Here is a 15358-nt window from a genome sequence, read left to right as displayed (position 1 = left end):
TCCGCGTGCCGTAGGCGATCGCCTGCTCCGAGTGGAACGTGCCGTTCTTGCCCGTGAAGCCCTGGCAGATGACCTTGGTGGTCGCGTCAATCAGCACCGACATCTCAGGCTCCCTTCACCGCGGCCACGATCTTCTGCGCGGCGTCGTCCAGATCGTCGGCCGGGATCACGTTCAGCCCCGAGCCCCGGATGATCGCCTTGCCCTCCTCCACGTTCGTCCCCTCCAGCCGCACCACCAGCGGCACCGACAGGCCCACCGTCCGCACCGCCGCGATCACCCCGCGCGCGATCACGTCGCACTTCATGATCCCGCCGAAGATGTTGACCAGGATCCCCTTCACGTTCGGATCGGCCGTGATGATCTGGAAGGCCGCCGTCACCTTCTCCTCGCTGGCGCCACCGCCGACATCCAGGAAGTTGGCCGGCGCCTCGCCGTAGAGCTTGATGATGTCGAGCGTGGCCATCGCCAGGCCCGCCCCGTTGACCATGCAGCCGATCGTGCCATCCAGCGCGATGTAGGCCAGATCGTGCTTGGAGGCCTCGATCTCCTTGGCGTCCTCCTCCGACTCGTCGCGCAGCCCCAGGATCTCGGGATGCCGGTAGAGGGCGTTGCCGTCGAAAGCGATCTTGGCGTCCAGGCACTTCAGCTCGCCCGCAGCCGTCAGCACCAGCGGGTTGATCTCGAGAAGGCTCATGTCCGTCTCGGTGAACGCCCGGTAGAGCTTGGCGCTCAGCGCCTCGGCCTGCTTGGCCTGGGCCCCGCCGAGCCCCAGGGCGCGGGCCACCGCGCGGCCGTGATGGGGCTGGATGCCGGTGGCCGGATCGACCGGGATGGTGTGGATCTTCTCCGGGCTGTCATGGGCGACCGCCTCGATGTCCATGCCGCCCTCCGTCGAGACCACGAAGGCGACGCCGCCGCTGGAGCGGTCGACCAGCATCGAGAGGTAGAACTCGGCCGCGATCTGGGCGCCCTCCTCGATGTAGAGGCGGTTGACCTGCTTGCCGGCCGGCCCCGTCTGCACCGTGACCAGGGTGGCGCCCAGCATCTCGCGGGCGTTCGCCACCACCTCCTCGACCGACTTGGAGACGCGCACGCCGCCCTTGGCGCCGGGCGCCGCGCCCTGGAAGCTGCCCTTGCCGCGCCCGCCCGCGTGGATCTGGCTCTTGACCACCCAGACCGGACCGCCGAGATCGCGCGCCGCGCCCTCCGCCTCCGACGCGTCGAAGATCGCAACACCCCGCGAGACCGGGACCCCGAACTCCCGCAAAACCGCCTTCGCCTGATACTCGTGTATGTTCATCGTTTCCTCTCCCGCCCCGACGCGCGCCTTGCGGTGCGCTCAGGACTTCTGCCTCTGATGCCTGCCGTTCTGATGACGGCTGAACCGGATCTGCAATCCTCCTCTGCGGAGCGGTGTCCTGGGCCGTTCCCACGAGCACGTGCGCCGGCCGCCGCACGGGCGTGCCGCACGTCGGATGATGATGACTGACATCCGCGTCAAGTTGAAACTGGTATGCCAGAACCGGGTATTGTCAAGCTCCTCGGCCCGCGAATCGCGGGCCGGGGGATTGCAGGGCGCGCGGGCGCCGGATCGAGAGTCTAGGCGCCGAGGATCGTCCCGACGCTCAAGGCGCCGCTCGCGGCGAACTCGGCCGCCGAGACCTTCTTTCCGCCCTCGGGCTTCACCTTGAAGATCTCGATCTGGCCGCCCTGCGCGGTGACGCGGATAGACTGTTCGCCGACCTCGGTGACCTCGCCGATCTTGCCCTTCACGGCGCTGATCGTGCGCACGACGTGCCGGCGCGCGTCGAAGACCTGCAGCTTCTGCCCGTTCAGCGTCGTCCACGCGCCGGGCGCGGGGTTCGCCGCGCGGATGATGTCGTAGATGTGGTCGACGTGGCTCGCCCAGTTGATCTGGGCCTCGCGGGCGCGGAACCAGCCCTCGTAGCTCGCCTGCGCCTCGTCCTGCTCGGTCTCCGTGTGCCGGCCCGCGACGACGAGGTCGGCCGCTTCCAGCATCGCCTCGACGCCGAGGGGGAAGAGGCGGTTGAAATAGACCTCGCCGATCGTGTCGTCCGGCCCGATCGGGCAGGTCTTCTGCAGGATCACCGGCCCCTCATCGAGCCCGTCGGTCGGCCGGAAGATCGAGAGGCCGGTCTCGGTCTCCCCCTTGGCGATCGGCCAGTTGATCGAGGAGGGGCCGCGATATTTCGGCAGCAGCGAGGGATGGTACTGGATGGTGCCGTGCGTCGGGATGTTGACGAAGCTCTGCGGGGCGAATTGCAGCACGTAGGCCATGATGCCGATATCGGCGTTCAGGCCGCGCATGGCCTCCTCGGCCTCGGCGCTCTTCAGGCTCGGGAACTGGAAGACCTGGAGACCTTTCTCGAGCGCCGCCGTCTTCAGCACGTCGGGCCTCGCCCCTTCCTTCTCGGGCGCGCAGAACACCCCCGCCACCTCATCGCCCCGCGCCAGAAAGGCCTCGAGCACGGCCTTTCCGAAATCCTGCTGACCGATGAAAGCGATGCGCATGGGGGCTCCGGGCTTGATGGCAGGTCCCGCCTCCCCGGTTCGGAGGTGCGGGAATTGCGGGTGGTGCCGGATAACGCCTGACGGCCCTCCGCGCACCACCCCGCCGCCCGTCCCGCCCGCGCGGGGTGGGACAGGCGGCGCCGGTTCGTTACTCCGCGGCGATCTTCTGCACGGCGCCGATGGCGCCGGAGCCGGCGATCTCCACGATCTCCTCGTCCGAGTACTTGAGCACCTCGCGCAGGATCTCGTCGGTGTGCTCGCCCAGCAGCGGGGCGCGCGTCACGTCGGCCGGGCTTGCCGAGAGCTTGATCGGGTTGCCGACGGTCAGGTACTTGCCGCGGGTCGGGTGATCGACCTCGACGATGGTGCCCGTCTTCCGCAGGGCCTCGTCCTCGGCGATCTCCTTCATCGACAGGATCGGCCCGCAGGGGATGTCGTACTTGTTGAGGATGTCCATCGCCTCGAACTTGGTCTTCGTCATCGTCCAGGCTTCGATGCGCGTGAAGATCTCGTTGAGGTGCGGCAGGCGGGCCTTGGGCGTCGCGTAGGCCGGGTCGGTCTTCCAGCCGGGCTCGCCGATGATGTCGCAGATCGGCTCCCACACGGCCGCCTGGGTGATGAAGTACAGGTAGGCGTTCGGGTCGGTCTCGTGGCCCTTGCACTTCAGGATGCGGCCCGGCTGGCCGCCGCCGGAATCGTTGCCCGCGCGCGGCACCGCGTCACCGAAGGCGACGCCCTCGCCGAACTGGCTGTACTCGCGCAGGGGCCCGTGGGCGAGGCGCTGCTGGTCGCGCAGCTTCACGCGGCAGAGGTTGAGCACGCCGTCCTGCATGGCGCAGTCGACCCGCTGGCCGACGCCCGAATGGGTGCGGTGATAGAGGGCGGTGACGATGCCGAGCGCGAGGTGCAGCCCCGTGCCGGAATCGCCGATCTGCGCGCCCGTCACCATCGGCAGCCCGTCGCGGAAGCCCGTGGTCGAGGCCGAGCCGCCCGCGCACTGGGCGACGTTCTCGTAGACCTTGCAATCCTCGTAGCGGCCGGGGCCGAAGCCCTTCACGGACGCGAGGATCATGCGCGGGTTCACCTCCTGGATCTTCTCCCAGGTGAGACCCATGCGGGCCAGCGCGCCGGGGGCGAAGTTCTCGACGAGGACGTCGCACTCCTTCACGAGGCGCCAGAGCACCTCCTTGCCCTTGGCGTTCTTCGAATCGAGGGTGATCGAGCGCTTGTTGTGGTTCAGCATCGTGAAATAGAGGCTGTCCACGTCCGGGAGGTCCTGGAGCTGCTGGCGGGTCGCGTCGCCAGCGCCGGGCCGCTCGACCTTGATCACGTCAGCACCGAACCACGCGAGGAGCTGCGTGCAGGTGGGGCCGGATTGGACGTGCGTGAAGTCGAGGATCTTCACGCCTTCGAGAGCCTTGCTCATGGGATGCTCGCAGTTCTGAAGGGTTGAACGGTGGTCCGGCGCCGCCCGATCCACTCGGGTCTTCGGGCGTCGCGCGGCGCGTCTCGCGTGATGCGGGGTCCAGGCCGGACCCGCGATCCGGGCAGGGCCCTACAAATCGGGTCGGCTGTATACCTAATCACTTATACATGGTCTGAACGGCCTTGCCAGACGCTCTCGCGTCGGCTCGCGACTCGCCCTCGGGCGTCACTGCGGCGGGGGCCGTGCGCGGCTCCGCGCCTCGCGGGAGCTCGGGAGGGCGCCGCCGAGGGGGCGGGCTCGATCCGGTTGGCTCCATTCCTGGCGTCTCCTCCGCTACTGCCTGCGCCGGCTCGCCATGGCGTGGCGGGGTCCGGCGGGTCGGATCGTCCCACGCGCTGCGTGTCGGCGCGCGTGACACGATGGGCGCCAGCGCTGCGGCCGATCTGGCGTCGCTCGCAGGGTGGCGTGTCGGGTCTCAGGACCGTTGCCGGTCCTGACGGGGCATTTGGCCTGGGACGGTGACGGCCTTTCCGGCCTCCCGTCAACACGCCGGAAATCTGGCATACCAAATACCAAGTGTCAAACAGGGTGCGCGGCTGGGTTCACACCCGCCGACGCGTTCCGCCCGGTCGAACCTCTCTGACCTCAGCCCTTGAAGACTCAGCCCATAACGAAGCGGCGGCGCCCCGGGGGGCGCCGCCGCATTCGATCACGTCTCGCGCTGCGGGTCAGGCGACGCGGGCGGGAGAGGTCGCGAGTGCGGGCTCGGAGGGCCCGTTCGCGAGGTAGCGCAGGCGCATCGGCTTCAGGATGAAGAGAGCGAGGAGCGCCGCCACGATGTTCAGGCCGATCACGATCGCGAAGACGGCGGTCCAGCCATAGGCCGCCGAGACGAGGCTCGCGAAGGGGACGAGGAAGGCGGCCGTACCCTTGGCGGTGTAGAGCATGCCGGCGTTGGTGGCGGCGTATTTCGAGCCGAAGGTGTCGCCGCAGGTGGCCGGGAACAGCGAGTAGATCTCGCCGAACACGCCGAAATACATCGCCGTCGCCAGGATGAAGACCAGCGGGTTGCGACCGCTCGTCAGGAGCAGCACGACGGCGATCGCCGCGATGCTGAAGGCGATGAACATCGTGTTCTCGCGGCCGATATTGTCCGAGACGTAGCCGAAGAAGGGGCGGCCGAACCCGTCGAAGACGCGGTCGAGCGAGATCGCGAAGGTGAGCGCCGCCATCTGCAGGCCGAACAGGCTGACGGGCACGTCCGCGACCTTGAAGTCGTGGGCGATCGGCGCGATCTGCGCGGCCGCCATCAGGCCGCCCGCGGCCACCATCACGAACATGGCGTACATGACCCAGAAGACGGGCGTGCGCACGGCCTCGCGCGGGCTCCGATCGACCTGCGATTGCGGCAGGCGCAGGCTCTTGCGCTGCACGGCCACCGCGACGCTGGGCTTGCGCAGGAAGAACGACAGCAGGAGCACGACGCCGCCCTGGATCAGGCCGAAGGTGAGGAAGGCGCTCTGGTAGCCGCTGGTGGCGATCATCTTGGCGATCGGCACGACGGTCAGCGCTGCGCCCGCGCCGAAGCCGGCCGCGGTCGCGCCCGCCGCGAGGCCGCGGCGATGGGGAAACCACTTCAGCGCGTTGCCGACGCAGGTGCCGTAGACCGAGCCCGCGCCGATGCCGCCGATCACGGCCGCGAGGTAGAGGAGCGTCAGGGAATCGGCGTACGCGTTGAGCACCCAGGCGAGGGCGATCATCACGCCGCCGAAGGCGACCACGATCCGGGGCCCGTAGCGGTCCACGAACCACGCCTCGATCGGGACCAGCCAGGTTTCGGTGGCGACGAAGAAGGTGAAGGCGAGCTGGATCGCGGCGCGACCCCAATGGTGGGCCGAATCAATCGGGTCCACGAACAGCGTCCAGCCGTACTGGAGGTTCGCGATCATCGCCATGCAGAGGATGCCGAAGGTGAGCTGCCACCACTTGGCGGACGGAGAATCCTGAGGTTCCAGAAGGTCTTGGCGTTCCATCCCTGGTCCTTTCCCGGCTGCTTGGAGGGGCCGTTGCCCCAGGCTGATGCAGCGCGTTCTGGTATGCAATATGCCATCTTGCAGGTCTGGGTCGACTTTAATCCACCTCCGAGCAAAAAAATTTCATGCGACACCGCAACCCCGAGGCGGCGCCCCGTCCCGTTCACGAGAGGTTCGCCATGAACATTCCGGCCGCGCTCGTTCTCCAGAGCGTCCCCTTCGCCGGCCTCGCCCTCGCACAGAAGACGCGCCTCGGCGACGAGATCGCGGTGGTCTACGTCGCCGTCTTCGGAATCCTGATCTCGATGATCGTCCTGTTCGGGGATGTCGGCAGCCTGTCGGCGGATTTCGTCTCGGCGACGCAGAGCTTCGGCGAGTGACGCATCGCGCCCGATTTGCCGTGGAATTGCCGGGGTTTGCCGGTGGCTCCCGGCGACGCGCCCTCTTGGCAGCCGCCGGAGACGGGTTCATCCTCCGGACAAGGCCGAACGAATGCGGCCCGGATCCGGAGGTTCGTCCATGCTCGCCAGCAGCCGTCTGATCAAGTCCGCGTGGATCGCGGTCGAGGTGTCCCGGGAGCGCGCGGAGCGCGTGCTCGTCGTCGAGACCTACATCGCCGTGAGCCCGCTGGAGCAGAACTACGACGCCGCCAAGTACGACAAGGTCCTGGGCTGCGTGCGCGAGGTGCTGGCGGCCAACCCCGACATCGACCGGGCGTCGATCCTCAGCATGCACCGGGGTGCGGGCTGCACCAGCCTGTTCCGGGCCGCGCCCGCGGCGGCCTAAGCCGCCGGGCCGGACCCGTCCCGTGGCCTCGACCCCGCTCAGCCCGCCGGCCGAGCCGGAGGCGACCGGCCCCTGGTCGCCCGGCATCGAATCGGCCCTGCCGCGGGCCTTCCTGCCGCTCGCGACGATCCACCGGCCCGAGAACGTCGAGACGCGCCTGGGGGATGCCCTCGAGATCAGCGCCTTCAGCGGCCTGTCCCTCCAGGAGGTGGTGGCGTTCCGGGCCGAGCGCCTCGTCGTCCACGAGGTGCTGATCCGCGTCATGGCGGACCTCTCCGTGCCGGTCGGCGAGACCTACGGCGATCTCGGCGTCAATTTCCGCCGCATGGTGGCGCGGATCCTGTCCGTCTCCATCGCGCCCCACGCGGCCGAGGTCGCCGCCGCGCTGGAGGGCCTGCGCGCCGAGGCGACGGCCGTCCTCGAAGGGGCGCTCGCCGAGATCTTCGCGCCGCCGCCCGCAGCACCCGAGCCGGAGGGCGGACGGTCCTGGCGCGCCTGGATCGGGCTCGCGCCCGCCGCCAAGCCCGCCCCGCCCGCGCCCGTCCTCTCCACCGAGGAGCGGGCGCAGGCCCATCTCGCGGCCTGGGAGGCCCGGGCGGGAACCGACACCCTGGAGGCGGCCTGCTGCGCCGCCTTGAGCCGGGTCGTCTCGGCGGTGGTGCGCCACCGGGGCAAGCTCATCGGCGACCGGGCTCTCCTCGTATCCCTCGCCCGCACGCTCGTCTCGAACGACGAGGGCAGCCGGCGGATCGGGCGCCTGATCGAGCCCTGGTTCGCCGAGGCGGTGGCGCGCGAGGGCTACCACGTCCTGGCGGCCCAGGAGCGCCCCGTGGTGATGAACGTGAAGGGGGCCTCCGCCTCGGGCAAGAGCACCATGCGCCCCTTCCAGCGGGCGCTCGCCGGGCGGATCGGGGTGCATTGGGCCGACTTCGCGCTCATCACCCCCGACATCTGGCGCAAGTACCTGCTCGACTACGAGTCCCTCGGCCCGGCCCGGCGCTACGCCGGCACGCTCACCGGCCACGAGGTCGAGATCGTGGACAAGAAGCTCGACCGCTACATGGCCCGCAAGGCCGGGGAGCGGCGGATGTCCCACCTCCTCATCGACCGTTTCCGCTTCGACAGCTTCAACGCCGTCTCGGGCCACGAGGACGGCAGCCAACTCCTCACCCGCTTCGGCGATCTCGTCTTCATGCTGTTCATGATCACGCCCCCGGACGCCACGGTGGAGCGAGCCTGGAAGCGGGGGGAGCAGTTCGGCCGCTACAAGGCGGTGGACGACCTCCTCGCCCACAACGTCGAGGCCTATACAGGGATGCCGCGCCTGTTCTTCACCTGGGCGCTCAAGGCCGACAAGCGCGTCCACTACGAGTTCCTGGACAATTCGGTGCCCGAGGGCGAGCGCCCGCGCACCGTCGCCTTCGGCTGGAACGGGAGGATGACGATCCTCGACCTGAAGTTCATCCTCGACGTCGACCGCTTCCGGAAGATCAACGTCGATGCGGGCGGACCCGAGGAGGTCTACCCGGAAGCCGGCCAGATGGCGCCCGAGCGCAACACCGACTTCCTCCGGCTCTGCGCCCGCAAGATGAGAACGATCCGCTTCGCGGAGCACGCCACGGGCCGGGTCTATGCCCGGCTCGAGGCGGGGCGGCTCGTCTGCCTCGACCGGGCGATCTTCGACCGCGTGCGGGAGGATGCCGAGATCCGCGCGGCGTTCGTGGCGCTCGGCGGCGACCGGGCCGAGGCGGCCGCGGACGAGCCCGAGACCCTGCGGCCCGACAAGACCCAGACCCTCGGGGCCTGGGCCGGCGCCTAGCGGCCGGGGCCCGCGCGTCCGCGGATCCGGTTCCAGAGCCGCTCAAGGCCGCGGGCCGCCTTCTCCAGCGGCACCTTCAGGCCGGGCACGTCCTGCGCGAGGAGCGCGAGCCCGAGGGGCAGCATCCAGAGCCCGAGCACGGGCAGGATCGAGAAGATCCCGCCGAGGATCAGCAGGATCGCGGCGCCGACGCGAATCCACAGGCGGGAGGGCTCGCGCAGCCAGTCGACCGAGGCCTTCAGGCGATCGGGCAGCTTCTCCGACAGGCGCGTGACGCGCGCGTCCCAATCCTGGGCGGTGACGCTCATGGTGCTCCTCGGGCAGGTCCAGACGAGAGGAACGCGGCGGGTGCCCATCGGGATCACGCATTCGGGATCGAATTTTCTCGCCTCGGCGTCGGCAGGCCGGCCATGACCCGTCCGGCCTACAATCCCGAGCGCGATGACCGCGGCGATGACGTGACCGAGACTGCGCGCCTGGAAGCCCGGGCCCGCCTCCGGGGCCAACGCAGCAGCGTGCGCAGCCTCAGCCCTGCGCAACGCAAGGTGATCGTGCACCTCGCCGAGCCTGAAGGCTCCGAGGATGTCGGTCGGGTCGCCGAGGGTCGCGAGACCTGACGGCGAGCGCGTCTGCGACGCCCGGATCTCCCCTCGGCTCCGCCTGCGCGGCCCGTCACTAGCCTCCCGCGTTCCAACCACTTAAACACCCGCGGCGGAGGCCGCGCGTCCCCGCGCGGAGCCTGACGGAGGAACCATGCCCCGCTCGATCCTCAACCTTGCCGGAGCCGCGCTGATCGCCATGACCACAGCCGCCAATGCCGCCGAGTACGTCACCACGCCCCAGGGTCTGAAGTACAAGGACGAGGTCGTGGGCACCGGCCCCGAGCCGAAGGCCGGGCAGCAGGTCACCGTGCAATACACGGGCTGGCTCGACGAGAACGGGCGCAAGGGCAAGAAATTCGACTCCTCGCGCGACCGCAACCAGCCCTTCACCTTCACCCTCGGCGCGGGCCAGGTGATCCAGGGCTGGGACCTCGGCGTCGCCACCATGAAGACCGGCGGGCGCCGGACCCTCGTGATCCCGGCCGATCTCGGCTACGGTGGCCGCGGCGCCGGCGGCGTGATCCCGCCCTACGCCACGCTGATCTTCGACGTGGAACTCCTCGGCGCGAAGTAGCGCCGATCCGGTCCCGGCGGGGGCGATACGATGCTGTTCACGCACCTCGCCGACGACCTCTTCCGGCCCCTCGCCTCGCCGAGCCGGGCCTTCAACGCGGCGCTCCTCCTGCACCTGCACCGGCGGGTGATGGCGGATTCGGTCGAGCCGATCCGCAAGGGGGAAATCCTCGCCGCCATCGGCGATTTCGCGAGCGGCTGGTCGCCCGCCGAGATCGCGGACGGCGAGGTGCCGCTCACCGATCCCGTCGAGCGCCGCTCCGCCATCTACCGCCGCTTCGTCGAGACGGGCTGGCTGGTGGAGCGGCGCGAGCGCTACGTCCCCGTGGTCGATTTCGATCCCGAGGCGCGCCTCCTCCTGGAGGAGCTGTCGCGCCTCGACCGGGGCGAGACCCGCTCCTACGGCGGCGCCGTGCTCGACGTGCTGGGAAGCCTGGAAAGCGCCGTCGCCAACCCCGCCGACCGCTCGGAGGCCCTGAGCAACGCCGCGAAATCGGCGCGCACCTTCCTCGGCCACGTGCGGAGCCTCGCCGGCTCCATGCGCAAGATCGAGGAGCGCATCCTGCGCGAGGAGGATCAGCGCGCGGCCTTCCGCCTCTACTTCGAGGATTTCGTCGAGCGCCACCTCATCAGCGACTACCGGACGCTGCACACCCGCTTCAACCCGTTCCGCTTCCGCTCGGCCATCGTGCGCGAGGCCGGGGGGCGCTGCGCGACCCGCTCCTCGTGCGCGGGCTCGCCGAGGCGCTGGTGCGGGAGGGCCGCGCGCCGGACGTGGCCGCGGGCGAGCGGCGGGTCCGGGCGGATCTCGCCGAGATCCTCGCCGTGTTCGAGGGCCTCGACCGGCATCTGGAGGCGGTCGACGACGTGGTGGCGCGGCTCGAGCGCCGGATCGCGGCGGCCGTCCGCTATCTCGACCGGCCGGATTCGCTCGCCATCGAGCGCGCCGCCGCGGCGCTCCGCGCCGTCGGTGCGGCGGCCGAGCCGCCTGACCTTCCGGCCGAGGTCTCGCTCCTGCGCCCGCCCATCGGCGAGGCGCACCTGTTCACGCCCCGCAGCCGCCGCGCCCCGATCGAGGCCGAGCCCCTGCCCGAGATCCATCTCGACCCGGCGATCGAGGCGTTCGTGATCGCCAAGGCGGAGTTCCGCCGCCGCACCACCGTGACGCCGGAGACGATCTCGACCTTCCTCGAGGTCAAGCTCGGCCAAAAGCCCTCGATCCGCGGCTCGCAGATCGCGGTCGACGACGTCGACGAGTTCGTCATCTTCCAGCGCCTGCGCGAGATCGACGTGCTGTTCGACGGAACCCTCGGCGAGCGCTACGCCCTGTCGCGGGCCGAGGGCCGCGTCTCGAACGGCTGGCTCGACTGCCCGGATTTCATCGTGGCGCGGCGCGGATCGACAGGGGAGGGGGCCCGTGCTTGAGGCCTTCCGCAGCATCGTCGACGGCGACGAGCCGCCGCCTCCCGGCGCCCGCGCGCCCGACGAGGACGAGCTGACGCGCGCCCTCCAAGTGCTGCTCAAGACCCAGGTGGTCTACGCGAACACGCCCGGCATCGGCCGCTCCTACGAGCTCGCCCGGCACTATGCGCCCTTCTTCAAGGGCTATTTCGCCTGTCTCGGCTACGGCTTCGAGGTCTTGCACCGGGACCAGATGGTCTGCCTGCGGCTGCCGCCCGAGGGCGTGCGCCACGACATGGCCTCCGAGCGCCTGCGCAAGGACGAGACCCTGGTGCTGCTCGCGCTGCGCATGGCCTACGAGGAGGGCCTGCGCGACCACCGCGTCACGACGGACGGCCTCGTCGAGTGCACCACCGACGACATCGCCGACACGCTGCGCACGGCCGCCCGCGTCGACCCGCCGGAGGAGGCGCGCCTCATCGAGATCCTGCGCCTGTTCTCGCGCCGCGGCGCGCTGCGGATGGGCGAGCGCGACCGCACCGAGCGCATCACGCCCCTTGCCGTCCTGCCGGGCATCGCCGTGATCGCGCCGGACGCGTGGCTCGACGCGATCCGGAGCTGGGCGGAGGCGGGCGAGGGGGCCGGCCCGCGGCCCGAGCCGTAGCCGATCCCCAAGCCGGCCGCTCAGCCCCGGCCGCTCAGCCCCGCCCGCTGCGGCGGGCCGAGACGCGGGCGAGCGCCGCGAGGTCCTTGTCGCCGTCGCCCTGCGCGATCGCCTCGATGAGGGTGTCGCGCAGCGCGCTCGCGAAGGGCATCGGCACGCCGACCGCCTCGGCGGCGGCGAGCGCCAGGCGGATGTCCTTGGCGCCGAGCCGCAGGTTGAAGCCCGGCGGCTCGTAGCGGTTCGCCGCGATCAGGGCGCCGTAGCCTTTGTAGACGGGCGAGGCGAAGAGCGTGTTGGTGAGGAGGTCGAGGAGGTCGGCCCCCGCGACGCCGTGCCCCTCGGCGAAGGCCGCCGCCTCGCCCATCGCCTCGATCGCCGAGACCAGCATGAAGTTGCCGGCGAGCTTCACGGCGTTCGCCCGGTGCGGCTCGGTCCCGAAGGGCCAGGTCTTCGCGCCCATGGCGTCGAGGAGCGGCGCGGCGCGGGAAACCGCGTCCGCGTCGCCCGCCGCGACGATGTTGAGCGCGCCCGTCTCGGCGACGTCCGGCCGCCCGAAGACGGGGGCGGCGACGTAAGGGACGCCCGCGCGCGCGTGGATCGCGGCGAGATCCTGCGCCAGCGCCACCGAGATCGTGCTCATGCTGAGATGCAGCCCGGGCCGCTCCGGCCCGTCGAGGAGGCCGCCCTCGACGATCACGGCGCGGAGCGCCGCATCGTCGGCCAGCATGGTGATGGCCGCGTCCCCCCGGAACGCCTCGGCAGGGCTCGCGACCGGCGTGGCGCCCTCGACCCTCCGCGCCGCCTCGGGCGAGCGGTTCCAGACCCGGACGCTATGGCCCGCCCGCACGAGGCAGCCCGCCATGGCCCGGCCCATCCGCCCGAGCCCGATGAATCCGACATCCATGGGGATCTCCGTCAGTGGCTGTTGAGGAAGTCGAGGCTGAGCGCGTTGAAGCGCTCCGTCGCCTCCATGTGGACGAGGTGGCCGACGCCCTCGATCACCTCGGCCCGCCCGCTCGGCATCTGTCCGGCGAGCGCCCGGGCATGGGCGGCGTTGTCGCCCATGCGGGACTGGAGGTCCGGCGGGGCGTAGGGCTTGCCCGGCGCGTTGCGGTCCTTGCCTCCCATGATGAACAGGGTGGGCGCGGCCACGAGCGGGATCTCGTGGACGACCGGCTGGCCCCAGATCGCGACGTAGGAATTCACGAAGGATTGCAGCCAGCGCGGATACTCGCCCGAGCCCTTCACCCGCTCGCGCAGGGACACGAAGGGCTCGATCGCCTCCGGCGGCAGGGTGAGCGCGTAGCTCGTGATGAGCTGCTTGCGGTAGGCGTCCGCCGTCAGTTCGCCCTCGCGCTTCAAGAGCACCGCGTTCGGGACCGGCGGCACGCTGAAGCGGTAATCCTCCAGCCCGATCGGCGCCTCGAGGACGAGGCTGTTGACCCGGGTCGGCGCGTTGCGGGCGAGCCGCACCGCGAGCATCCCGCCCATTGAGTGGGCCACGACGTCGACCCGCTCCAGGCCCAGCGCATCGATGAGCGCCACCGTGTCGGCCGCCATCGCGTCGAAGGTGAAGGGGCCGACCGGCTTCGAGGATTTGCCGAAGCCGAGCTGATCGATCGCGACGACCCTATAGCCCGCCCCGGTGAGGGCCTCGATCACCGGCTGCCAGTAGCTCGACGGGAAATTGCGCCCGTGCAGGAGAAGGACCGTCCGTCCGTTCGCGGTGCCCGTCGGCGCCACGTCCATGTAGGCGAGGCGCTGGGCCTCGTGGTCGCGCTGCAGCGGCAGGAAGCGCACCGGATAGGGGTAGGGGAAGCCTTCGAGCCCGATCCCGAGGGGCGCCTCCGGCGTGTCCTGCGCGGGCGCCGGCAGCGGCGCCAGCGCCAGGGCGAGGCCGACGATCAGGGCGGGGACACGCATGAAACCTCCGGGTTGGCCGCGGCGCCGGGCGCCGTCAGCGGTGTGACATAGGGCACTTGAGGCCGGCCGGAGCGGGCGATAACGCCGACCCGGAGGGAGCGTGCAGCGCATGGCCGAGACCGCGGGCGGGGCCGCAGCCAGACCCCAGGACGGCCTGCCCCCGCGCGAGCGGCTGCTCGCGATGCTCGCCATCGCCCTCGCGATGACGCTCGCCGTCCTCGACGGGGCGATCGTCAACGTCGCCCTGCCGCTGATGGCCAAGGACCTCGCGGTCGGCGCGGGCGAGGCGATCTTCGTGGTCAACGCCTACCAGATCGCCGTGACAGCGGCGCTGCTGCCGCTGGCCTCGCTGGGCGACGCCCTCGGCTACCGCCGCGTCTATCTCGGCGGCCTCGCCGTGTTCACGGCGGCCTCCCTGGCCTGCGCCCTCTCGCCGAGCCTGCCCGTCCTCGTCGCGGCGCGGATCGCGCAGGGGCTGGGCGCCGCCGGCATCATGAGCGTCAACATCGCGCTCGTGCGCTTCGTCTATCCCCACCGGATGATCGGGCGCGGCGTCGGCAACGTCGCCCTCATCGTCGCGGTCGCCTCCGCCGCGGGTCCGACCGTGGCCGCCGCGATCCTGTCCGCCGCCTCCTGGCCGTGGCTGTTCCTCGTGAACCTGCCGGTCGGGATCGTCGCCCTCCTCGTCGCCTCGCGGACCCTGCCGGCCACGCCCCGCAGCGGGGCGCGGCTCGATCCCGTGAGCGCGCTCCTCAACGCGCTTACCTTCTGCCTCCTCATCGTCGGCATCGACGGGCTGGGCTCCGCGGAGGGGCGGCCGCTGGCGCTGGCCGAACTCGCCGCCGCGCTCGCGATCGGCACGGTCTTCGTGCGCCGCCAGCTCCGGTTGCCGGCGCCGCTCCTGCCGGTCGATCTCCTGCGCATCCCCGCCTTCGCGCTCTCGATGGCGACCTCGATCGCCGCCTTCGCGAGCCAGATGGTCGCCTACATCGCGCTGCCCTTCTACTTCCAGGACGTGCTGCACCTCACGAGCACGCAGACGGGCTTCCTGCTGACGCCCTGGCCCATCGCCATCGCCGCGATGGCGCCGGTCTCGGGCCGGCTCGCCGACCGCTGGCCCCCGGGCCTCCTGGGCGGCCTCGGGCTCGGCCTCATGGCGGCGGGGCTCGTGGCGGTCGCCCTGCTGCCGGCGTCGCCCTCCATCCTCGACATCGTCTGGCGGCTGACGCTCTGCGGGCTCGGCTTCGGCCTGTTCCAGGCGCCCAACAACAAGGTGATCATCACGAGCGCCCCGCGCGAGCGCAGCGGCGGCGCGAGCGGGATGCAATCGACGGCGCGCCTCACGGGCCAGTCGCTCGGCGCGGCCCTCGTCGCCGTCCTGTTCGGGCTCGTGCATGGCGCCGAGCCCGGCCGCGCCGTCCTGCTCGCCCTGGTGTCGGCGGTGGCGCTCGCCGCGGCGGGCGCGCTCGCGAGCGTGCTGCGGCGGCATCCCGCGGAGGGCGGTTGACCGGCCGCGCGCCTCGCGCGTTGTCGGGTTCAGGCAGGGGGCCGTACAGGACAGGGGAAGCGGATGGATCTGAATCTGAGCGGGCGGCGCG

The 15358-nt window shown here is 70.9% G+C and carries 14 protein-coding genes and 2 pseudogenes; 8 read left to right on the top strand and 8 right to left on the bottom strand.

The window, feature by feature from the left end; all coding sequences use genetic code 11:
* The 5 genes and pseudogenes from E1J50_RS22535 to oxlT all read right to left on the bottom strand — a co-directional run.
* Window positions 1-103: pseudogene (locus tag E1J50_RS22535) on the bottom strand (succinate--CoA ligase subunit alpha); the annotation flags it as partial.
* Window position 104: 1 nt separating this feature from the next.
* A complete protein-coding gene (gene sucC / locus E1J50_RS22530) occupies window positions 105-1301 on the bottom strand; it encodes an ADP-forming succinate--CoA ligase subunit beta (protein WP_132255295.1) in 1197 nt (398 codons plus the stop codon).
* A 299-nt stretch (window positions 1302-1600) separates the two neighbouring features.
* A complete protein-coding gene (locus E1J50_RS22525) occupies window positions 1601-2533 on the bottom strand; it encodes a methionyl-tRNA formyltransferase (RefSeq protein WP_132256011.1) in 933 nt (310 codons plus the stop codon).
* Between the two features lie 148 nt (window positions 2534-2681).
* Window positions 2682-3959 carry a formyl-CoA transferase gene (gene frc / locus E1J50_RS22520; RefSeq protein WP_132256010.1) on the bottom strand — a complete coding sequence of 426 codons (1278 nt, stop codon included), beginning with the start codon at window positions 3957-3959 and terminating at the stop codon, window positions 2682-2684.
* 728 nt (window positions 3960-4687) lie between these two features.
* Entirely contained in the window at window positions 4688-5992 is a 1305-nt protein-coding gene (gene oxlT / locus E1J50_RS22515) for an oxalate/formate MFS antiporter (protein WP_165937948.1), read from the bottom strand.
* A gap of 179 nt (window positions 5993-6171) precedes the next feature.
* Here oxlT and E1J50_RS22510 point away from each other — a divergent pair, with 179 nt between their 5' ends.
* The 3 genes from E1J50_RS22510 to E1J50_RS22500 all read left to right on the top strand — a co-directional run bounded on the left by E1J50_RS22510 (window position 6172) and on the right by E1J50_RS22500 (window position 8597).
* On the top strand, window positions 6172-6372 hold the full coding sequence (locus E1J50_RS22510) for a hypothetical protein (protein ID WP_132256009.1): 201 nt from the start codon (window positions 6172-6174) through the stop codon (window positions 6370-6372).
* Window positions 6373-6511: 139 nt separating this feature from the next.
* Window positions 6512-6778, top strand: coding sequence for a hypothetical protein (locus tag E1J50_RS22505; protein ID WP_132256008.1), 267 nt, complete (start codon window positions 6512-6514; stop codon window positions 6776-6778).
* Window positions 6779-6800: 22 nt separating this feature from the next.
* Window positions 6801-8597 (top strand): hypothetical protein, encoded by a 1797-nt coding sequence (locus E1J50_RS22500; protein ID WP_132256007.1) that lies wholly within the window; start codon window positions 6801-6803, stop codon window positions 8595-8597.
* Here E1J50_RS22500 and E1J50_RS22495 read toward each other — a convergent pair.
* Entirely contained in the window at window positions 8594-8905 is a 312-nt protein-coding gene (locus tag E1J50_RS22495; protein ID WP_207919273.1) for a hypothetical protein, read from the bottom strand. The two genes, E1J50_RS22500 and E1J50_RS22495, sit on opposite strands and share 4 nt — an antisense overlap.
* 102 nt (window positions 8906-9007) lie before the next feature.
* On the opposite strand from E1J50_RS22495, the gene E1J50_RS22490 reads away from it, so the two are divergent.
* The 4 genes and pseudogenes from E1J50_RS22490 (at window position 9008) to E1J50_RS22475 (ending at window position 11837) form a co-directional block, all read left to right on the top strand.
* Window positions 9008-9214 (top strand): hypothetical protein, encoded by a 207-nt coding sequence (locus tag E1J50_RS22490; RefSeq protein WP_132256005.1) that lies wholly within the window; start codon window positions 9008-9010, stop codon window positions 9212-9214.
* A gap of 136 nt (window positions 9215-9350) precedes the next feature.
* The gene (locus tag E1J50_RS22485; protein WP_132256004.1) at window positions 9351-9773 is read left to right on the top strand and encodes an FKBP-type peptidyl-prolyl cis-trans isomerase; all 423 of its coding nucleotides are present in this window, start codon (window positions 9351-9353) and stop codon (window positions 9771-9773) included.
* Window positions 9774-9803: 30 nt separating this feature from the next.
* Window positions 9804-11197: pseudogene (locus tag E1J50_RS22480) on the top strand (Wadjet anti-phage system protein JetA family protein).
* Window positions 11190-11837, top strand: coding sequence for a DUF4194 domain-containing protein (locus tag E1J50_RS22475; RefSeq protein WP_132256003.1), 648 nt, complete (start codon window positions 11190-11192; stop codon window positions 11835-11837). The pseudogene E1J50_RS22480 and the gene E1J50_RS22475 overlap by 8 nt, the downstream one beginning before the upstream one ends.
* Window positions 11838-11871: 34 nt before the next feature.
* On the opposite strand, the gene E1J50_RS22470 is transcribed toward E1J50_RS22475, so the two are convergent.
* Window positions 11872-12741 carry an NAD(P)-dependent oxidoreductase gene (locus tag E1J50_RS22470; protein ID WP_132256002.1) on the bottom strand — a complete coding sequence of 290 codons (870 nt, stop codon included), beginning with the start codon at window positions 12739-12741 and terminating at the stop codon, window positions 11872-11874.
* Between the two features lie 11 nt (window positions 12742-12752).
* A complete protein-coding gene (locus tag E1J50_RS22465) occupies window positions 12753-13760 on the bottom strand; it encodes an alpha/beta fold hydrolase (RefSeq protein WP_132256001.1) in 1008 nt (335 codons plus the stop codon).
* A 109-nt stretch (window positions 13761-13869) separates the two neighbouring features.
* Here E1J50_RS22465 and E1J50_RS22460 point away from each other — a divergent pair, with 109 nt between their 5' ends.
* Window positions 13870-15267: an MFS transporter gene (locus tag E1J50_RS22460; protein WP_132256000.1), complete on the top strand. Its 1398-nt coding sequence runs from the start codon at window positions 13870-13872 to the stop codon at window positions 15265-15267.
* Window positions 15268-15358: the final 91 nt, after the last annotated feature.

The sequence above is a fragment of the Methylobacterium segetis genome, assembly GCF_004348265.1.
In the GTDB taxonomy this organism is placed as follows: domain Bacteria; phylum Pseudomonadota; class Alphaproteobacteria; order Rhizobiales; family Beijerinckiaceae; genus Methylobacterium; species Methylobacterium segetis.
The sequence above is the reverse complement of the archived record's forward strand: the minus strand, read 5'-3'. Positions and strand labels throughout refer to the sequence as shown.